Source organism: Streptococcus oralis, assembly GCF_965111685.1.
In the GTDB taxonomy this organism is placed as follows: Bacteria; Bacillota; Bacilli; order Lactobacillales; family Streptococcaceae; genus Streptococcus; species Streptococcus oralis_B.
In genome coordinates, this window is the sequence record NZ_OZ217340.1 from 936,027 (window position 1) to 957,218 (window position 21,192).

Here is a 21,192-nt window from a genome sequence, read left to right on the forward strand (position 1 = left end):
TCTATTATGAATAGAGAAGAAGTAACATTGTTAGGTTTTGAAATCGTAGCCTATGCTGGCGATGCTCGTTCAAAACTATTGGAAGCCTTGAAGGCTGCTGAAGCTGGCGATTTTGCGAAAGCTGATACTCTCGTAGAGGAAGCTGGTGGCTGTATCGCCGAGGCACACCACGCGCAAACAAGTCTATTGACCAAGGAGGCAGCTGGTGAGGATTTGGCTTATAGTGTAACCATGATGCACGGTCAAGACCACTTGATGACAACCATCTTGCTTAAAGATTTGATGCACCATTTAATCGAACTTTACAAGAGAGGAGTTAAGTAATGAACAAACTAATTTCATTTATCGAGAAAGGAAAGCCTTTCTTTGAAAAACTGTCTCGTAATATCTACCTTCGTGCTATTCGTGATGGTTTCATTGCAGGGATGCCAGTTATTCTCTTTTCAAGTATCTTTATCTTGATTGCCTTTGTACCAAACTCATGGGGTTTTAAATGGTCTGATGATGTTGTTAATCTCCTCATGAAACCTTATAGCTATTCAATGGGGATTCTAGCTCTCTTGGTAGCTGGTACAACTGCCAAGTCATTGACGGACTCAGTAAACCGTAGCATGGAAAAAACCAACCAAATCAACTATATGTCGACACTTTTGGCTGCGATTGTTGGTTTGTTGATGTTGGCAGCTGATCCGATTGAAGGTGGCTTTGCAACAGGTTTCCTTGGAACAAAAGGTTTGCTTTCAGCCTTCCTTGCTGCCTTTGTTACAGTAGCCATCTATAAGGTCTGTGTTAAGAACAACGTTACCATTCGTATGCCTGACGAAGTTCCACCCAATATCTCACAAGTTTTTAAAGATGTGATTCCGTTCACTCTTTCAGTTGTTTCTCTATATGTTCTTGATTTACTAGCTCGTCATTTTGTTGGTGCAAGCGTAGCTGAATCAATCGGTAAATTCTTTGCACCTTTATTCTCTGCTGCTGATGGTTATCTAGGTATTACGATTATCTTTGGTGCCTTTGCCTTCTTCTGGTTTGTTGGTATCCATGGTCCATCTATCGTTGAACCAGCAATTGCAGCTATTACCTATGCAAATGCCGAAGTCAACTTGAACCTTCTCCAACAAGGTATGCACGCTGACAAGATTCTTACTTCTGGTACACAAATGTTTATCGTTACCATGGGTGGTACTGGTGCGACACTGGTTGTTCCATTCATGTTCATGTGGTTAACAAAATCAAAACGTAACCGTGCAATCGGACGTGCTTCAGTAGTTCCAACTTTCTTTGGTGTAAATGAACCAATCTTGTTTGGTGCACCGCTTGTATTGAACCCGATTTTCTTTATTCCATTTATCTTTGCGCCAATTGCCAACGTATGGATCTTTAAATTCTTCATTGAAACGCTTGGCATGAACTCATTTACTGCCAACCTTCCTTGGACAACACCAGGTCCGCTCGGTATTGTTCTCGGAACAAACTTCCAATTCTTATCATTTGTACTTGCTGCTTTGTTAATCCTTGTTGACGTAGCCATTTACTATCCATTCCTCAAGGTTTATGATGAACAAATTCTTGAAGAAGAGCGTTCAGGTAAAGCCAATGATGAATTGAAAGAAAAAGTAGCAGCAAACTTCAATACTGCCAAAGCAGATGCTATTCTTGAAAAAGCAGGTGTAGAAGCAGCGCAAAATACAATCACAGAAGAAACAAATGTTCTCGTTCTCTGTGCAGGAGGAGGTACAAGTGGTCTCCTTGCAAATGCTTTAAATAAAGCAGCGGAAGAATATAAAGTTCCTGTCAAGGCAGCAGCTGGTGGCTATGGTGCTCACCGTGAAATGTTGCCTGAGTTTGATCTGGTTATCCTTGCTCCTCAAGTTGCTTCAAACTTTGAAGACATGAAGGCCGAAACCAACAAACTTGGTATCAAACTTGCCAAGACAGAAGGTGGCCAATACATTAAATTGACTCGCGATGGAAAAGGCGCTCTTGCATTCGTACAAGCTCAATTTGAACAATAAAATTTTAGAAGTGAGATGGAGAATAAAGCCTCACTAGCCTCCTCTCCATCTTATTTCTTTTTAATTGAAAGGTGAAATTCATGTCAAAAACATTACCAAAAGACTTTATTTTCGGTGGCGCAACAGCTGCCTATCAAGCAGAAGGTGCTACACATACTGATGGTAAAGGACCAGTAGCGTGGGATAAATATCTTGAAGATAACTACTGGTACACTGCAGAACCAGCCAGTGATTTCTATCACAAATACCCAGTTGACCTCAAACTTGCAGAAGAGTATGGTGTCAATGGTATCCGTATTTCAATCGCTTGGTCACGTATTTTCCCAACAGGTTATGGGGAAGTCAATGACAAGGGAGTTGAGTTCTACCACAAGTTGTTTGCAGAGTGTCACAAGCGACATGTTGAGCCCTTTGTAACTCTTCATCACTTTGATACGCCAGAAGCTCTACATTCAAATGGAGACTTCTTAAACCGTGAAAACATTGAACACTTTGTAGACTACGCGGCTTTCTGTTTTGAAGAATTCCCAGAAGTAAACTATTGGACAACATTCAATGAAATTGGACCAATTGGTGATGGTCAATACTTGGTTGGGAAATTCCCTCCAGGTATTCAGTACGACCTTGCCAAAGTCTTTCAATCTCATCACAATATGATGGTTTCTCATGCGCGTGCAGTCAAGCTATATAAAGATAAAGGTTATAAAGGTGAAATTGGTGTGGTTCATGCCCTGCCTACTAAATATCCTCTAGATCCTGAAAATCAAGCAGATGTTCGCGCTGCTGAGCTGGAAGATATCATCCACAATAAATTTATCTTGGATGCAACTTATCTTGGACGCTATTCAGATGAAACAATGGAAGGCGTCAACCATATTTTATCCGTCAATGGTGGTAGCTTAGATCTTCGTGAAGAAGATTTCACAGCATTAGAAGCTGCAAAAGACTTGAACGACTTCCTTGGAATTAACTACTACATGAGTGATTGGATGCAAGCTTTTGATGGCGAAACAGAAATAATTCATAACGGTAAGGGTGAAAAAGGAAGCTCTAAATATCAGATTAAGGGAGTCGGACGTCGAGTGGCGCCTGACTATGTCCCACGTACGGACTGGGATTGGATTATCTATCCTCAGGGTTTGTATGACCAAATCATGCGCGTGAAGAAAGATTATCCTAACTACAAGAAGATTTACATTACTGAAAATGGCCTCGGCTATAAAGATGAGTTTGTTGATAACACTGTTTATGATGATGGTCGTATTGATTACGTGAAGCAACACTTGGAAGTTTTGTCTGATGCGATTGCAGATGGAGCTAATGTAAAAGGTTACTTCATTTGGTCATTGATGGACGTCTTCTCATGGTCAAACGGTTATGAAAAACGTTACGGTCTCTTCTATGTTGATTTTGAAACCCAGGAGCGCTACCCAAAGAAATCGGCTCACTGGTACAAGAAACTTGCTGAAACACAACTTATTGAATAAATTCAACAAAAATTCCCCACCTTTTGGCGGGGAATTTTTATGGTTTCGATAAAAGAATGGTTGTTTGTTTCGAAAGATCTTCAAATGTCTCCTGATTCAGTTTAGAATCTGAAACGATCGTATCAATCTCTGAGATATTGTAGAAATTGTAAAAATCAAACTTATTAAACTTACTGTGGTCTGCCAGTAAGTATTTTTTATTAGCATTATTCAAGGCGATTCGTTGCGCTTCGCCCTCTTCTTCACTGAAAGTAGCAATTGCCTTATCCTTAATACCATTACAGCTAACAAATGCCTTAGAAAACTGAAGGTTTGTCAAATCCTGCAAGGTAAGTGTCCCTACAAAAGCACCAGTGACAGAGCGATAATTTCCGCCAATCAAGATCAAATCTGTTAGTTTTCGTTCGTTTAGGATGAGAAAAACAGGAAGACTGTTTGTTACAACACGAATGTTATCGATAGGGAGCTCACGAGCAAAACATTCTAAGGTTGTACCTGGCCCAATAAAAATGGTTTCACCTTCGTCAATCAAATGACCAGCAAAACGGCTAATTTCCTGTTTTTCAGCAATCTGCAAGCCTTGTTTTTCAACATTTGAGCGTTCGTTGTTTAAGAGAGAACCTGTACGAAGTTTTTCAGCGCCACCGTGCACACGAACCAGCAAATCCTTATCTGCTAATTCTTGTAAGTAGCGGCGAGCTGTCATATCTGATACATCAAGACTCTCCATAATCTCTTTTACAGTAATGGTGCCTTTTGTGTTTACTGCTTCTAGAATACTATCTAGTTTTTCTTGCTTTAGCATCCTTATCACCTCGATTTCTACTATTATTATCTTACCATAAAACGCTCAATCTTTCAAATAGAAAAAAACAAAATAAAACAAAAACAAAAATATAATGGTTGTTTTAAACAAACCATGATATTTTGAATGATTGGTCAAATTAGTCTAAACCGTAGTTATAATCTTCGTCCTGCATAGCTTCAACTTCACCAAGGAGGTAACCATTTCCGACTTGGGAGAAGAAGTCGTGATTGGATGTTCCAGTTGAGATTCCGTTCATGACGATAGGATTGACATCATCAGCCGAATCTGGGAAGAGTGGATCTTGTCCAAGATTCATAAGAGCTTTATTAGCATTGTAGCGAAGGAAGGTTTTAACTTCTTCAGTCCAACCAACACCGTCATAGAGACTTTCTGTATAACCTTCTTCGTTCTCGTAGAGAGTGTAGAGCAGGTCGTACATCCATTCTTTAAGCTTTTCTTGCTCTTCTTCGGGCAATTCGTTAAAACCAAGTTGGAATTTGTAACCAATGTAAGTTCCATGAACAGACTCATCACGAATGATCAGTTTGATGATTTCCGCAACGTTGGCCAGTTTGTTGTTACCGAGATAGTAAAGTGGTGTAAAGAAACCAGAGTAGAAGAGGAAGGTTTCAAGGAAAACGCTGGCAACTTTCTTTTCTAGCGGGCTACCATTGAGGTAGATTTCGTTGATAATTTCAGCTTTTCTTTGTAGGTAGGGATTTGTGTTGGTCCATTCAAAGATTTCTTCAATTTCAGCCTTGGTATTCAAGGTCGAAAAGATAGAAGAGTAAGATTTTGCGTGGACAGATTCCATAAACTGGATGTTGTTAAAAACAGCTTCCTCATGCGGTGTACGGATGTCTGAGCGAAGCGCCTGAACTCCTGTTTCAGATTGCATGGTATCCAAAAGGGTCAAACCACCAAAGACTTTTCCTACTAGGTCTTTTTCCTTGTTTGATAGTTTTCTCCAGTCGTCTAGGTCATTTGACAAGGGGATACGCGTATCAAGCCAGAATTGCTCTGTCAGCTTTTCCCAAGTTGATTTGTCGATGACATCTTCGATGGCATTCCAGTTAATGGCTTTGTAGTAAGTTTCCATTTGAAATCTCTTTCTGTATGTAATAATGCGATTGTCGAATCCTCTTTATTTTATCATAGTCTGAGAAGAGTATCGCACAAAAAGTCGGAAGCCCGACTTTTTAGTTTTTCATAGTATTTAAGATACTTATCAAGTTTTGTATGACGGGTAACTTAATCAGTAGTCTGAGAAAATGTGGTTGCCTTTGACTAAAATTAAATCACACAGCTTTCACATTGGTTAGCACCAACTTCCCCACCGTCGTCTGTAAAGGTACGGACGTAGTAGATAGACTTGATACCCTTGTTAAAGGCATAGTTACGAAGGATAGATAGGTCACGTGTCGTTTGTTTGTTTTCTTTCTTCCATTCGTAAAGACCTTTTGGAATGTCGCTACGCATGAAGAGGGTGAGTGAAAGTCCTTGATCCACGTGCTCTGTCGCAGCAGCGTAAACATCAATCACCTTACGCATATCCATGTCGTAAGCAGAAGTGTAGTAAGGGATAGTATTTGTTGACAAACCAGCAGCAGGATAGTAGATTTTACCGATTTTCTTCTCTTGGCGTTCTTCAATACGTTGCGTAATCGGGTGGATAGAAGCAGAAACATCGTTGATGTAACTGATAGAACCATTTGGAGCAACAGCTAGACGGTTTTGGTGATAAAGACCATCTGCTTGAACCTTTTCTCGAAGTTCCGCCCAGTCAGCAGCACTCGGGATAAAGACGTCTTTGAAAAGCTCTTTGACACGGTCTGATTTTGGAACAAATTCGCCTGTCACATACTTGTCGAAGTAGCTTCCGTCAGCATAGTCTGATTTTTCAAAGTTGTGGAAGGTGATACCACGTTCACGCGCGATGTTATTAGATTCTACCAAGGTCCAGTAGTTCATAAGCATAAAGTAGATGCTTGTAAATTCAACTGACTCAGCTGATCCATATTCGATCAGTTGTTGGGCAAGGTAACTATGAAGCCCCATGGCACCAAGACCAAAGGTATGAGCCAAACTGTTTCCGTGGTCGATAGTAGGGACAGCTTCGATGTGCGAACTATCTGTAACAAAAGTCAAAGCACGTACCATAGCACGGATAGAACGACCAAAGTCAGGTGAGGTCATCATGTTGACCACATTGGTTGAACCAAGGTTACATGAGACGTCTGTTCCCATTTGAAGGTATTCTTGAGCATCGTTGATCAAGCTTGGTTCTTGAACTTGAAGAATCTCAGAACACAAGTTACTCATGATAATCTTTCCATCAACAGGATTCGCACGGTTAGCTGTATCGATGTTGACTACATAAGGATAGCCAGATTCTTGTTGCAATTTAGAGATTTCAGTTTCCAAATCACGAGCTTTGATTTTTGTCTTTCGGATATTTGGATTTGCTACTAATTCATCATATTTTTCAGTGATGTCGATATAGTTGAATGGCACACCATATTCAAGCTCTACAGAGTATGGACTGAAGAGGTACATTTCTTCATTTTTGCGAGCCAATTCGTAGAATTTATCTGGTACCACTACACCAAGTGAAAGGGTCTTAACACGAACTTTTTCATCGGCATTTTCTTTCTTAGTGGAAAGGAAGGCGATGATATCTGGGTGAAAGACGTTGAGGTAGACAACCCCAGCACCTTGACGTTGACCCAATTGGTTTGAGTAAGAGAAACTGTCTTCAAAAAGCTTCATAACTGGAACGACACCAGAAGCGGCTCCTTCATAACCTTTGATAGGTGCACCCGCTTCGCGAAGGTTGCTTAGGGTAATTCCCACACCACCACCGATACGAGAAAGTTGAAGGGCAGAGTTGATGGAACGTCCGATAGAGTTCATGTCATCCGTCACTTGGATCAAGAAGCAAGATACCAACTCTCCACGACGCGCACGACCAGCATTCAAGAAGGAAGGAGTAGCAGGTTGGTAGCGTTGGTGGATGATTTCATTGGCAATATCAGTCGCAATCGCCTCATCCCCGTCTGCAAAATAAAGTGCGTTAAAGAAGACACGGTCTTCCATGCTTTCAAGATAGTATTCCCCATCGTTAGTCTTCAAGGCATATTGATTGTAAAACTTATAGGCAGCCATGAAAGACTTGAATTGGAAGTTTTGATCTTTAATAAATTGAGACAATTCTTCCAAGAATTCTGGGCGGTATTTCTTGATAAATGCTGTTTCAATGTAATTGTGTTCAATGAGGTAGTTGATTTTATCAGTGATTGAATCAAAAACCATAGTGTTTGGAACTACATTTTCTTTAAAGAAAGCATCCAAGGCTTCTTTATCTTTATGAAGCATGATTTGTCCATTAACTGGACGGTTGATTTCGTTATTGAGACGGAAGTAGGTCACGTCCTCAAGATGTTTTAATCCCATAAAATTTCCCTTATCTAATTACAAAAGAAAGGCTTCTAAGTTAGCCCTAGAAGCAGTTTCTTCTGGATGATGTACTAAGATTATGCTAACTGTTTCAGTTTTCCTGGTTGGAAACCTGAAAAGACTTCAGTTGGTGTTTGGATAACAGGAGCTGCGCTGAAACCGAGCTCTTTAACTTGATCGATGTACTCTGGTTGCTCATCGAGATTGATCTCACGATAAGCGACATTGTTGCTGTCCAAGAAACGCTTGGTCATCTTACATTGGACACAGTTGTTTTTAGAATAAACGGTTACCATTTTCGTAACTCCTCTTTCAAAATAGATTACTTTCTTAAGTATATCAGAAAAAAAAACTTTGTCAAACTTTTTAAACTAAATCTTGTGCTAAAAAGTTACAGTTTCAAAAACAAAGCACAAGATATAGTGTTTTGTCAGAGTGTAAAATTGGATTTTCATTGAACTATCAAAGTTTATCAAAACAAAAAAACTACATACTGTATACTGGTAAGATAAATAGAAGATTTTCAGCAAGTTATCAGAAAGGAAATAGAAGAAAGTCCATAAAACACTTGAAAAATAATCTAGAAGGTGATATAATACAGTCTTGTAAGGGTTATCACATATAATCCAAAAAAGAAAAAACTAAAGGAGAGTCAAACTATGGCTTCTAAAGATTTCCACGTAGTGGCAGAAACAGGTATTCACGCACGTCCAGCAACATTGTTGGTTCAAACAGCTAGCAAATTTGCTTCAGATATCACTCTTGAATACAAAGGTAAATCAGTAAACCTTAAATCTATCATGGGTGTTATGAGTCTTGGTGTTGGCCAAGGTGCTGATGTTACAATTTCAGCTGAAGGTGCAGATGCTGACGACGCAATCGCTGCTATCACTGAAACTATGGAAAAAGAAGGATTGGCATAAGGGAAATGACAGAAATGCTTAAAGGAATCGCAGCATCTGACGGTGTTGCAGTTGCAAAAGCATATCTACTCGTTCAACCGGATTTGTCATTTGAGACTATTACAGTCGAAGATACAAACGCAGAAGAAGCTCGCCTTGATGCCGCTCTACAGGCATCACAAGACGAGCTTTCTGTTATTCGCGAGAAAGCAGTAGGTACGCTCGGTGAAGAAGCAGCTCAAGTTTTTGACGCTCACTTAATGGTTCTTGCTGACCCAGAAATGATCAGCCAAATCAAAGAAACAATCCGTGCTAAGAAAGTGAATGCAGAGGCAGGTCTGAAAGAAGTTACAGACATGTTTATCACTATCTTTGAAGGTATGGAAGACAACCCATACATGCAAGAACGTGCGGCGGATATCCGCGACGTGACAAAACGTGTATTGGCAAATCTTCTTGGTAAAAAATTGCCAAACCCAGCTTCTATCAATGAAGAAGTGATCGTGATTGCGCATGACTTGACTCCTTCAGATACAGCTCAATTGGACAAAAACTTTGTAAAAGCTTTTGTAACCAACATCGGTGGACGTACAAGCCACTCAGCTATCATGGCGCGTACACTTGAAATTGCTGCTGTACTGGGTACAAACAACATCACTGAAATCGTTAAAGACGGTGACATTCTTGCTGTTAACGGTATCACAGGTGAGGTTATTATCAACCCGACTGAGGAGCAAGCGGCTGAATTCAAGGCTGCTGGTGAAGCTTATGCGAAGCAAAAAGCTGAATGGGCACTCTTGAAAGATGCACAAACAGTAACCGCTGATGGCAAACACTTTGAATTGGCTGCCAACATCGGTACTCCAAAAGACGTTGAAGGTGTCAATGACAACGGTGCTGAAGCTGTTGGTCTTTATCGTACAGAGTTCTTGTACATGGATTCTCAAGACTTCCCAACAGAAGACGAGCAGTACGAAGCTTACAAGGCTGTACTTGAAGGAATGAACGGTAAACCTGTTGTCGTTCGTACAATGGATATCGGTGGAGATAAGGAACTTCCTTACTTCGATATGCCTCATGAAATGAACCCATTCCTTGGATTCCGTGCCCTTCGTATCTCTATCTCTGAAACTGGAGATGCTATGTTCCGCACACAAATCCGTGCCCTTCTTCGTGCGTCTGTTCACGGTCAATTGCGTATCATGTTCCCAATGGTTGCACTCTTGAAAGAATTCCGTGCAGCGAAAGCAGTCTTTGATGAAGAAAAAGCAAACCTTCTTGCTGAAGGTGTTGCAGTTGCGGATAATATCCAAGTTGGTATCATGATCGAGATTCCTGCAGCGGCTATGCTTGCTGACCAATTTGCCAAAGAAGTTGACTTCTTCTCAATTGGTACAAACGACTTGATCCAATACACAATGGCAGCAGACCGTATGAACGAACAAGTTTCATACCTTTACCAACCATACAACCCATCAATCCTTCGTTTGATTAACAATGTTATCAAAGCAGCTCACGCTGAAGGGAAATGGGCTGGTATGTGTGGTGAGATGGCTGGTGATCAACAAGCTGTTCCACTTCTTGTCGGAATGGGCTTGGATGAGTTCTCTATGTCAGCAACATCTGTACTTCGTACACGCAGCTTGATGAAGAAACTTGATACAGCTAAGATGGAAGAGTACGCAAACCGTGCCCTTACAGAATGCTCAACAATGGAAGAAGTTCTTGAACTTCAAAAAGAGTACGTTAATTTTGATTAATCGAAAAGTCCTTGCAACGCAGTTGCAGGGATTTTTTTGATATTCTTAAAAGAATTTTCAAGAAAATCTTTCTTATAGAAAGTCCAATCTTGAAAAAATAGTGGTCAGAACAAAAAAATACTTAACTGGTTCATAAAATTCTTGACAAGTTGGAAATTTAGGAGTAAACTATTAACCAGTTAAGTAATAGAGAGGAGTTTCTGCAATTTAGAAATGAATTGCAACTAGAAATATCAAATAGAAAGAGAGTTTCAATGAAAATTAATAAAAAATACCTTGCTGGTTCTGCGGCAGCTTTAATTTTAAGTGTTTGTTCTTACGAGTTGGGACTGTATCAAGCTAGAACAGTCAAGGAAAATAATCGTGTGTCTTACGTTGATGGAAAACAAGCAGCACAAAAAACGGAGAATCTGACTCCTGATGAGGTCAGTAAAAAAGAAGGAATCAACGCAGAACAAATCGTCATCAAGATCACTGATCAAGGTTATGTGACCTCTCATGGAGACCATTATCATTACTATAATGGCAAAGTTCCTTATGATGCTATCATCAGTGAAGAACTGCTGATGAAAGATCCGAATTATCAGTTGAAGGATTCAGACATTGTCAATGAAATCAAGGGTGGTTATGTTATCAAGGTAGATGGAAAATACTATGTTTACCTTAAGGACGCATCCCATGCGGATAATGTCCGTACAAAAGAAGAAATCAATCGGCAAAAACAAGAACATAGTCAGCATCGTGAAGGAGGGACTTCAGCAAATGATGGCGCGCTAGCCTTGGCACGTTCACAAGGACGTTATACCACAGATGATGGATATATCTTTAATGCTTCTGATATTATAGAGGATACTGGTGATGCTTATATCGTCCCTCATGGCGATCACTTCCACTATATTCCTAAGAGTGAGTTATCAGCCAGTGAATTAGCTGCTGCTCAAGCCTTCTTATCTGAAAAAGGCGGTCAATTAAGTACGGCTGAATATCGTACAAGCATGGGAGGAGCAAGATCTAGTGTAAGAACGAGTCCATCTGAGACTCCTCAAAATCCTACAACAGCTCCTGAGAGTCAAAATGAAGATTTAGCTAGTCTCCTTCAAGAATTGTACGCTTTGCCACTTAGCCAACGTCATGTGGAATCTGACGGCTTAGTATTTGACCCAGCACAGATTACAAAACGAACAGCCAATGGTGTGGCAGTCCCTCATGGAGATCATTTCCATTTCATTCCTTATTCGCAAATGTCTGCCTTGGAAGAAAAATTGGCTCGAAATCTGCCAATTGGAGGTCAGCCAGTTCAAAGTCATTCTGACAATACGAAACTAAGCAGTCCTGAGAAACCAAGTTTAACATCAAGTTCAACGATTAAACCAAACTTTAATCTCAATACGCAAGCATCAAATCGAAAAACTGGAGGAGCCTATACAACAGATGATGGGTATGTCTTTAGTCCGACAGATGTGATTGAAGATACAGGAGATGCTTTTGTTGTACCGCACGGCAATCATTTTCACTATATACCTAAGAGTGATTTGTCAGCAGGAGAATTGGCTGCAGCCCAAGCCTATTGGAATGGTAAACAGGGCTCACATTCTTCTACAAGCTCAAGTAAACCAAGTAGTGATAATGCTAAACCAGCTCAACCCAGTTTATCAGAAACTCCAAATCTAACTGTCACTCCAGCTTATCATCAAGACCAAGGAGAAGATATTTCAACACTTTTACGTGAATTGTATGCCAAGCCTTTATCAGAACGCCATGTAGAATCTGATGGTCTAGTCTTTGATCCGGCGCAGATTACAAGTCGAACAGCTAGAGGAGTTGCTGTACCTCATGGTGACCATTACCATTTCATCCCTTACGAACAAATGTCTGAATTGGAAGAACGAATCGCTCGCATCATCCCGCTTCGCTATCATTCGAACCAATTGGTGCCGGATTCAAGACCAGAACACCCAAGCCCACAACCAACTCCGGAACCTAGTCCAAGCCCGCAACCTGTACCAAATCCTCAACCAGCTCCAAGCAATCCAATTGACGAAAAATTGGTCAAACAAGCGGTACGAAAAGTAGCTGATGGCTATGTCTTTGAGGAGAATGGAACCTCACGTTATATTCCAGCCAAGGAACTTTCGGCAGAAACAGCAGCAGCCATTGATAGCAAACTAGCCAAGCAAGAAAGTTTGTCTCATAAACTCGGAGATAAGAAAACCAACCTCCCATCTGCTAATCGAGGTTTTTACGACAGGGCTTATGATTTACTAGCAAGAGTTCATCAAGACTTACTTGATAATAAAGGGGGCCAAGCTGATTTTGACGCTTTAGATAAACTGTTGGAACGACTCAATGATGCCTCAAGTGATAAGGTCCAGTTGGTGGATGATATCCTGGCCTTTCTAGCACCGATTCGTCATCCAGAACGTTTAGGAAAACCAAATGCGCAAATTGCCTATACTGATGATGAGATTCAAGTGGCCAAGTTGGCAGGCAAGTATACAACAGAAGACGGTTATATCTTTGATCCTCGTGATATTACCAGTGATGAGGGGGATGCCTATGTAACTCCGCATATGACCCACAGTCATTGGATTAAGAAAGATAGTTTGTCTGAAGCCGAGAGAGCGGCAGCCCAGGCTTATGCTAAAGAGAAAGGTTTGACTCCTCCTTCGACAGACCATCAGGATTCAGGAAATACTGAGGCAAAAGGAGCAGAAGCTATCTACAACCGCGTGAAAGCAGCTAAGAAGGTGCCACTTGATCGTATACCTTACAATCTTCAACATACTGTGGAAGTCAAAAACGGAAGCTTGATTATTCCTCATTATGACCATTACCATAACATCAAATTTGAGTGGTTTGACGAAGGTCTTTATGAGGCTCCTAAGGGGTATACTTTAAAGGATCTCTTTGCGACTGTGAAGTACTATGTCGAACATCCAAACGAACGTCCGCATTCAGATAGTGGTTGGGGAAATGCAAGTGACCATGTTCAAAGAAACCAAAATGGTCAAGCTGATACCAATCATACGGAAAAACCATCAGTAGAGAAACCTCGTACAGAAAAACCTGAGGAAGAAAAACCGCGTGAAGAGAATCCGCAGAGTGAGAAACCAGTGTCTCCAAAACCAACTGAGGAGCCAAAAGAAGAATCGCCAGAGGAACAAGAAGAACCTCAGATTGAAACTGAAAAGGTTGAAGAAAAACTGAGAGAAGCTGAAGATTTACTTGCAAAAATCCAAGACCCAATTATCAAGTCTAATGCTAAAGAAACTCTCACGGGATTAAAGAATAACTTGCTATTTGGCTCCCAAGACAACAATACTATTATGGCAGAAGCTGAAAAATTATTGGCTTTGTTAAGGGAGAGTAAGTAGTTGTAACAACATTTGCTAACTCCTAAAAACAGGATAGGAGAACAGGAAAACGAAAAATGAGAGCAGAATGTGAGTTCTAGTTCTCATTTTTTTCATGAAAATGTGCAAAATATCTTGACATATAGTGTAAATAAAGATAAACTATTTACTAGTTAATTAAACAGTTAAATACTAGTTAAGGAGTAATGATGAAAAAAAGAACATTTCTATTATTAATGGCAGGTCTGTTGGTTCTTGTCTTAGGAGCATGTAGCCAAAAAGAAAAACAAGAAGCAAAAGGGATGAAGATTGTCACAAGTTTTTACCCAATCTATGCCATGGTAAAAGAGGTATCAGGGGACTTGAATGATGTACGGATGATTCAGTCAAGTAGTGGGATTCACTCCTTTGAACCGTCAGCAAATGATATTGCTGCCATTTATGATGCGGATGTCTTTGTCTACCACTCTCATACACTGGAGTCTTGGGCGGGAAGTCTGGATCCAAATTTGAAAAAATCAAAAGTTAAAGTTTTAGAAGCCTCTGAAGGGATGACCTTGGAGCGTGTACCAGGTTTAGAAGATGTAGAAGCTGGTGATGGGATTGATGAAAAAACACTCTACGACCCTCACACTTGGTTAGATCCTGAAAAAGCAGGTGAAGAAGCGCAGATCATTGCGGATAAACTTTCGGAGCTTGATAGTGCCAATAAGGAAACTTATCAAAAGAATGCCAAAGACTTTATCGCTAAAGCTCAAGAATTAAGCAAGAAATACCAACCTATTTTTGAAAAAGCAAGTCAAAAAACTTTTGTTACGCAACACACAGCCTTTTCTTATCTTGCTAAACGCTTTGGTTTAAAACAACTTGGGATTGCTGGTATTTCCCCTGAACAAGAGCCGAGCCCGAGACAGTTGACAGAAATCCAAGAATTTGTTAAAACTTACAAGGTTAAAACCATCTTTACTGAGAGCAATGCTTCTTCTAAAGTCGCTGAGACCTTGGTCAAATCAACAGGAGTTAGTTTGAAAACACTGAATCCTTTGGAAGCAGATCCTGAAAATGATAAAACTTACTTAGAAAATCTAGAAGAAAATATGAATGTTCTTGCAGAAGAATTAAAATGAGGAGATGATGAAAATGAAGAAGAAATACCTTGTAGCAGGATCGGCTCTTGTCCTTTCCCTAAGCCTTTGCATTTATGCATTGAACCAACACCAGGTAGAAGGAAACAAAGATAATAATCGTGTGTCTTATGTCGATGGGAAGCAAGACTCTCAAAAAACAGAGACTCAGACACCAGATCAGGTTAGCCAGAAAGAAGGAATTCAGGCTGAGCAAATTGTCATCAAAATTACAGATCAGGGCTATGTGACGTCACACGGTGATCACTATCATTACTATAATGGGAAAGTTCCTTATGATGCCCTCTTTAGTGAAGAACTCTTGATGAAGGATCCAAACTACCAACTTAAGGATGGAGATATTGTCAATGAAGTCAAGGGGGGGTATATCATCAAGGTAGATGGAAAATATTATGTCTACCTGAAAGATGCAGCTCATGCTGATAATGTTCGAACTAAGGATGAAATCAACCGTCAAAAACAAGAACATGTCAAAGATAATGAGAAGGTCAACTCTAATGTTGCTGTAGCAAGGTCTCAGGGACGCTATACAACAGATGATGGTTATGTCTTTAACGCTTCAGATATCATTAAAGACACAGGTGATGGTTATATAGTACCACATGGTGGTCACTATCATTTCATTCCTAAGAGCGACTTGTCGGCAGGTGAATTAGCAGCTGCAAAAGCATATTTATCAGGGAATACTACAGCTCTCAGTCAACCTTTGTCAGTGACACCGAATAATGGTGTTACCGCAGCAGATGATGGTTATGTCTTTAATCCTAATGACATTGTCAGAGATACAGGTGATGCTTATATAGTAAGACATGGTGACCACTATCATTATATTCCTAAGTCATCTCTAAACAATCCTCCATCACACTCTAACACGGAAGAGGGAGGAATTTCTTCTAGTTCTGTATTAAGTAATCCGTCACCACATGTCCACCACGAGGAAGAAGATGGTCATGGTTTCGATGCCAATCGAATTATAAGTGAAGATTCAGAAGGTTTTGTCATGACTCATGGCGACCACAATCATTACTTCTTTAAGAAAGATTTGACGGCAGAACAAATCAAGGCGGCACAAGATCATTTGAAAGGTGTAAGAACAGGAACACCAACTCCATCTCATGATGACGATCATGATGAAGATGCACATGGTCATCACCATGACGAACATGGTCATGATTTTGATGCCAATCGAATTATCAGTGAAGATGCGGTAGGCTTTGTCATGTCACATGGCAACCACAATCATTACTTCTTTAAAAAAGATTTGACACCAGAACAAATCAAGGCGGCGCAAGATCATTTGAAAGGTGCAAGCTCAGCAACACCAAGTCCAGCCCATGATGACGATGATGATCATGATGAAGATGCACATGGTCATCACCATGAAGACCATGATCATGGTTTTGATGCCAATCGCGTTATCAGTGAGGATGCGGCAGGATTTATCATGAGTCACGGTGACCACAATCATTATTTCTTCAAGAAGGACTTGACAGCTGAACAAATTAAGGCCGCACAAGACCATTTGAAAACACATCATGATGCAGAGCCTGTAAAACCTCTTGCTAAAACGGTAGAGTCTTTCTCAAGAGATGCTAGCGATGAAGAAAAGATTGCTTATATTTCTAAGACCTACGGTGTTCCACTTGAAGCTATTAAAATTTCAAACGGATTCTTTGTCTTTGGAAATCCAGACCAAGCCTATGATCCAACTCATATCCATCCATATGCTGTTCGTAAGGAACATGTGCGTCTTCCGCTACAAACTGGCAATCCAGAACTTGATTTCCTAAATGAACTCTATACCACTGCTTTGCGAGATGGTGTGTCTCCTTATAGCTTACAGGTAGAAAATGGTAGTTTTGTGATTCCTCATGGTGACCACAATCACTACATCAAGGTTCAAACTAAGGGCTATGAAGTGGCTTTGAAAAACAAGATTCCAGCTCTCCAATCCAACTATCAACCTGGAGCTTTTGATGAAAAGGCAGTCTTGGCGAAAGTAGATCAACTTCTGGCTGAAAGTAGATCGCTCTATCAAAATCAACCAATCAAACAAAGACAGATTGAGTTAGCTTTAGGTCAGTTTACTGAAAACATGAAGAAATTGGCAACTAACTCTACAGCAGGTTATCTTGCGACACTGGATCTCTTTGATAAGCAATATATCCATATTGATGAAAGTGTTAAACCAGTTGAAACAAGCGCTCTAGATAAGAAATATCAGGCCTTGATTGATAAAATCAATACCTTGGATACAGACTCTTATGGCCTTCCAAAGAAAGATCTTCTCGTTCGACTCCAAGAATCTAAATTGGCTAAAGATGAGGCTGGTTTAGCAGCGGTTGAATCACAACTTCAAGCCTTGCAAGACTTTAATGATCGAACAGGTGTTACAACTGTAGAATACATCAAGTATTTCTACGAACACGTAAATGATGGTCGTTTGAGTGATGAACTGCGAAATAAAGTAGCTCAGTTGACTTGGACCTTGTATCAATCTCAATCCTTCCTTAAGGCAGCAGAATTGAACAAATTATTCCCAAGCATCTATCAGGCAAAACAAGAAGTGGAAGAAGCTTTGAAAGCTCAACCAACTACTGCTAAATTGACTCAGACTGTTCTAGATACTGAAAAAGTCGATAATCAAAGTGCCAAAACAGCTATTTATGGCTTCTTGAAAGAATTGTACGGAGACTTTATGCCTGAAGAACATGTCAATCATGTTAGTAAGGAAGAAGTAGAAAGCCTCTTGAGCAAGGCAAATCAACTCTTGGAGCAAATCCAAGAAGAAGGAATCAGACAATCCTTGGCAGAAGAAGTAGAAAATCTCAAAGCTGCTACAAACAAGGCTGATGCAGACTTGGATGAAGTAAATAGTCAGGTGAAAGATGTCTTGACTCGTATCGCTAGCGCTCTTCAACAAGAGAAGGAAAATGCTGAGCAAGACCCTCAGACACTTGTGCTCTATCAAAAACTTTACGATATTCTTATGTCACTTCACTCATATTTAGAAAATAATAAGGGTTCTGATGCAGACTTTGATAAGGTTGATGCTCTACTAGATCAGATTTCTGCTAAGAGTAAAGATAAAGCCGCTTTACTTGAATTGACAAAAGCTATTCTGGTCTTGAATGAAGAAATCAAGTCAAAATCAAGCGCAGGTGAAGAAGCAACCCCAGCAAGCAATGCTGAAGCAAATAGTAGTAAGACAAGTACCGAAACTGAAACATCAGCAACTGCAGAATCTAATAGCGAAACTGCCAGCGACGAAAACAAACCGAGTAATGCAACAGATTCTAAACCAGCTGAATCAACTTCAGAAAAGGAAACAACAGAATCTAAAACAAGTACCGGAAATCAAGAAAAACCAGTAGAATAAAAAGAAAGGCGAAGTAGCTGAGCTACCTCGTCTTTTTTAGTCTTTATAGGATACAATGCCAATAATGGTATCTACCGCACGCTCCATAGTCTGAAGGCTAACGTATTCAAAACGTCCATGCATGTTTTCACCACCTGCAAATATATTAGGAGTTGGGATTCCCATAAAGGAAATCTTAGAGCCGTCTGTCCCGCCACGAATTGGTTCGATAATAGGCGTAATCCCTAAATCTTCCATAACAGCTTTAGCAATGGTAACGGGCGTCATGTCTTTCTCGATGACTTCTTTCATATTGTAGTACTGGTCTGTCAGAGTCAAGGTCACGCGATCATCCCCAAGTTCTTGATTTATCTTGTCAGCAATGGCTTGCATAGCTGCTTTACGCGCTTCAAAGGCATCTTTTTCAAAATCGCGAATGATGTAGCTTGCACGCGCCTCCTCGACACTACCTGACACATCCATAAGATGATAGAAACCTTGGTAACCATCTGTCAATTCAGGTCGGTCACTCTCTGGAAGTTGATTATGAAAATCAATCGCTAGCTGAAGGGCATTGACCATCTGTCCTTTAGCAGTACCAGGATGAACATTGCGCCCTTGGAAATGGAGTTCAGCAGCAGCTGCTGAGAAAGTTTCGTACTGAAGTTCACCTAGTGGGCCACCATCAACAGTGTAAGCAAAATCAACGTCAAAATCTTCTGCATCAAACTTGTTAGCTCCAACACCAATTTCTTCATCGGGACCAAAACCAACACGAATCTCACAGTGTTTGATTTCAGGATGAGCAGCCAGATATTCAATAGCAGTCATAATCTCAGCAATCCCTGACTTGTCATCAGCACCCAACAAGGTCCTGCCATCAGTTGTGATAAGGGTTTGGCCTGGATACTTCTCAAGGTTCCTGAAATCAGCAGGATCGAGTTTAAAACCAGAATCGCCTAAGTCGATAGCTCCACCATCGTAATTTTCGATGACTTGCGGATTAACTCCCTCAGCATTAAAATCGGCTGTATCCATGTGGGAAATGAAGCCAATCTTGCGTGTCAAGCTTGGATCATTAGCTGGTAAGGTTCCAATAGCAAAACCATTTGGAAGGTAGTAGACGTTTTGCAGACCGACACGTTTCATTTCGGGAATAAGAACATTGGTCGAAAAATCTACCTGGCTTTGCGTACTTGGAGTAGTAGTAGAGTGTTCATCAGAACGCGTATTGACCTTAACGTAGGTCAAGAAACGATCTAAAAGGTTCGGATAAGTCATAAAAACTCCTTTTACAATTAAAAATAGAATGCTATCTTCAGAAAAAACTAATTCCGAAAGTTTTATGATTTAAAAAATATAATAACTCAAATCCATAATAATCTCAAATAGAAATACGGTTATTCTATTCTTTTTTTCATTTTACCATAGAATAGTTTAAAAGACAAAGAAGAATCATAATTGCGCGCCGTTTAGTTACACTGTTAGCTATTCTCTTTTTGTGTGCTCCGATAAGTCTGTTAAATGCAGATTCTATTACAGAACCTCAGACAATTCTTCACAAGACAATTACTCCGATATCAGGACAGGATGACAAGTATGAGTTGTCATTGGATATCACTTCCAAACTGGGAACAGAAACTCAAACGGATCCCTTGGATGTTGTTTTAGTAGCAGACCTCTCAGGAAGTATGAGCAAGAGAGATGTTCCTTCTTCTACTGGCCGAACAATTACAAGACTGGATACTTTAAAAAAATACCCTTAAAGGAACTCGAGATCGTCAGGGCTTAATTGATACGATTTTATCCAATTCAAAGATTAGAAAAATTTTACGAAATCAGATGGGAGAAGAATCATTCAAGCTAATCTTTTCAGCCCACAGTGTTCCCATTTTTGCCTTAGACTATGGAGATCCATATATCGATCAGATTTTCGATAATACCAAGCTAATCACTGAACAACTCGGCCTAACAGCCGACCAGTATACCAATATTTGGCAGAGCGAAAGCGATATTGGAATCCCTTGGATCAAGTCCGATGTTTTAGAATATTTACGAGAACAAAAGCAACATCCCGAGCATTATATTTTTGTCCCGATTAGTTTTATCAGTGAGCATATCGAAGTCTTGTTTGACAACGATGTAGAATGTTATGAGTTGTGTCAAGAATTAGGTGTCACCTACCATCGTCCACCTATGCCCAATACGGATAGCCGTTTAATTGACGCTTGAGTTGCTACTGTAAGAGCCAACGAAGACAAAGAATTTAAAGCTTTTCTCCCAGAAGAAGAAACCTTTGATGAGTTAGCGCCTTCGGCAACTACCAAGGACATCATGGAGGAGACAGACGACCTTCAGATGCCAGAATTTGTCAAAAAGCTCATTGAGAAAAAAGGCCGTGATAATGTGAAGATGCCTTACTTGATTAAGAAAATGCTCGAAAAGACTGGGAAGTTACCAAAAGAGTAAAGAAAAAAGGATTTAGCTTTAAGCTAGATCCTTTATCTGTTTTATTTTTTCTCAAGAAGAGCTTTGATTTCTTGAAGAACTTCAAGTTCAGTTGGAGCAGCAGGTGCTTCCTCAACCACTTCCTCTTTCTTACGAAGGTTTTGAGCTTTTTCCATAGCTTTAATAACAAAGAAAAGCACAGTTCCTACAACGAGAAAGTTGATAATAGCACTCAAGAATTTACCATATGTAACACCATTCCATGCAAGCTCAGCGATGTTTTGTACTTTCGCAGCTTCCAAAGCTGGGTTCAATAGGAGTGGAGTGATGATATCATTAACAAATGAAGTAACGATAGCACCAAAAGCAGAGGCAATGATCACACCGACAGCAAGGTCAACGACATTACCACGAAGCAAGAATTCTTTAAGATCCTTTAACATTTTCATAAATTCCT

General features: G+C 40.2%; 14 protein-coding genes and 2 pseudogenes. 10 read left to right on the plus strand and 6 right to left on the minus strand.

Translation table 11 applies throughout. From position 1 onward, the window contains the following. Positions 1 to 6 precede the first annotated feature (6 nt). The 3 genes from ACLV7H_RS04955 to lacG all read left to right on the plus strand — a co-directional run bounded on the left by ACLV7H_RS04955 (position 7) and on the right by lacG (position 3,505). The gene (locus ACLV7H_RS04955; RefSeq protein WP_001078327.1) at positions 7 to 324 is read left to right on the plus strand and encodes a PTS lactose/cellobiose transporter subunit IIA; all 318 of its coding nucleotides are present in this window, start codon (positions 7 to 9) and stop codon (positions 322 to 324) included. Continuing rightward, complete coding sequence (locus ACLV7H_RS04960; protein WP_411866525.1) at positions 324 to 2,018, plus strand: lactose-specific PTS transporter subunit EIIC; 1,695 nt, start codon at positions 324 to 326, stop codon at positions 2,016 to 2,018. Before ACLV7H_RS04955 ends, ACLV7H_RS04960 begins: the two co-directional genes overlap by 1 nt. A gap of 80 nt (positions 2,019 to 2,098) precedes the next feature. Further along, entirely contained in the window at positions 2,099 to 3,505 is a 1,407-nt protein-coding gene (gene lacG / locus ACLV7H_RS04965) for a 6-phospho-beta-galactosidase (RefSeq protein WP_411866526.1), read from the plus strand. Between the two features lie 37 nt (positions 3,506 to 3,542). On the opposite strand, the gene ACLV7H_RS04970 is transcribed toward lacG, so the two are convergent. From ACLV7H_RS04970 to nrdH, 4 genes are all read right to left on the minus strand, one after another. Continuing rightward, the gene (locus ACLV7H_RS04970) at positions 3,543 to 4,310 is read right to left on the minus strand and encodes a DeoR/GlpR family DNA-binding transcription regulator (RefSeq protein ID WP_411866527.1); all 768 of its coding nucleotides are present in this window, start codon (positions 4,308 to 4,310) and stop codon (positions 3,543 to 3,545) included. Positions 4,311 to 4,449: 139 nt separating this feature from the next. Then, complete coding sequence (gene nrdF / locus ACLV7H_RS04975; RefSeq protein ID WP_000451378.1) at positions 4,450 to 5,412, minus strand: class 1b ribonucleoside-diphosphate reductase subunit beta; 963 nt, start codon at positions 5,410 to 5,412, stop codon at positions 4,450 to 4,452. Between the two features lie 194 nt (positions 5,413 to 5,606). Next, positions 5,607 to 7,766: a class 1b ribonucleoside-diphosphate reductase subunit alpha gene (nrdE, locus tag ACLV7H_RS04980; RefSeq protein ID WP_411866528.1), complete on the minus strand. Its 2,160-nt coding sequence runs from the start codon at positions 7,764 to 7,766 to the stop codon at positions 5,607 to 5,609. Positions 7,767 to 7,846: 80 nt separating this feature from the next. After that, positions 7,847 to 8,065, minus strand: a complete 219-nt coding sequence (nrdH, locus tag ACLV7H_RS04985) for a glutaredoxin-like protein NrdH (protein WP_000259240.1) — start codon at positions 8,063 to 8,065, stop codon at positions 7,847 to 7,849. 363 nt (positions 8,066 to 8,428) lie between these two features. Here nrdH and ACLV7H_RS04990 point away from each other — a divergent pair, with 363 nt between their 5' ends. The 5 genes from ACLV7H_RS04990 to ACLV7H_RS05010 all read left to right on the plus strand — a co-directional run bounded on the left by ACLV7H_RS04990 (position 8,429) and on the right by ACLV7H_RS05010 (position 18,308). After that, positions 8,429 to 8,692 (plus strand): phosphocarrier protein HPr, encoded by a 264-nt coding sequence (locus ACLV7H_RS04990; protein WP_000146948.1) that lies wholly within the window; start codon positions 8,429 to 8,431, stop codon positions 8,690 to 8,692. Positions 8,693 to 8,697: 5 nt separating this feature from the next. After that, complete coding sequence (gene ptsP, locus ACLV7H_RS04995) at positions 8,698 to 10,431, plus strand: phosphoenolpyruvate--protein phosphotransferase (protein WP_411866529.1); 1,734 nt, start codon at positions 8,698 to 8,700, stop codon at positions 10,429 to 10,431. A 254-nt stretch (positions 10,432 to 10,685) separates the two neighbouring features. Further along, a complete protein-coding gene (locus tag ACLV7H_RS05000) occupies positions 10,686 to 13,805 on the plus strand; it encodes a pneumococcal-type histidine triad protein (protein WP_411866530.1) in 3,120 nt (1,039 codons plus the stop codon). Positions 13,806 to 13,993: 188 nt separating this feature from the next. Further along, positions 13,994 to 14,911 (plus strand): metal ABC transporter solute-binding protein, Zn/Mn family, encoded by a 918-nt coding sequence (locus ACLV7H_RS05005; RefSeq protein ID WP_045591430.1) that lies wholly within the window; start codon positions 13,994 to 13,996, stop codon positions 14,909 to 14,911. A gap of 7 nt (positions 14,912 to 14,918) precedes the next feature. Continuing rightward, a complete protein-coding gene (locus ACLV7H_RS05010; RefSeq protein ID WP_411866531.1) occupies positions 14,919 to 18,308 on the plus strand; it encodes a pneumococcal-type histidine triad protein in 3,390 nt (1,129 codons plus the stop codon). 36 nt (positions 18,309 to 18,344) lie between these two features. Here ACLV7H_RS05010 and pepT read toward each other — a convergent pair whose 3' ends face one another. Next, on the minus strand, positions 18,345 to 19,568 hold the full coding sequence (gene pepT, locus ACLV7H_RS05015; protein WP_411866532.1) for a peptidase T: 1,224 nt from the start codon (positions 19,566 to 19,568) through the stop codon (positions 18,345 to 18,347). Positions 19,569 to 19,741: 173 nt separating this feature from the next. On the opposite strand from pepT, the pseudogene ACLV7H_RS05020 reads away from it, so the two are divergent. Together ACLV7H_RS05020 and ACLV7H_RS05025 are read left to right on the plus strand one after the other, a co-directional pair. After that, positions 19,742 to 20,111, plus strand: a pseudogene (locus ACLV7H_RS05020) (VWA domain-containing protein); the annotation flags it as partial. Next, positions 20,103 to 20,756 (plus strand): annotated as a pseudogene (locus ACLV7H_RS05025) (ferrochelatase); the annotation flags it as partial. The pseudogenes ACLV7H_RS05020 and ACLV7H_RS05025, both read left to right, overlap by 9 nt. 41 nt (positions 20,757 to 20,797) lie before the next feature. Here the strand turns inward: ACLV7H_RS05025 and mscL are convergent. Then, a complete protein-coding gene (mscL, locus tag ACLV7H_RS05030; RefSeq protein ID WP_000910206.1) occupies positions 20,798 to 21,178 on the minus strand; it encodes a large conductance mechanosensitive channel protein MscL in 381 nt (126 codons plus the stop codon). Positions 21,179 to 21,192 lie beyond the last annotated feature (14 nt).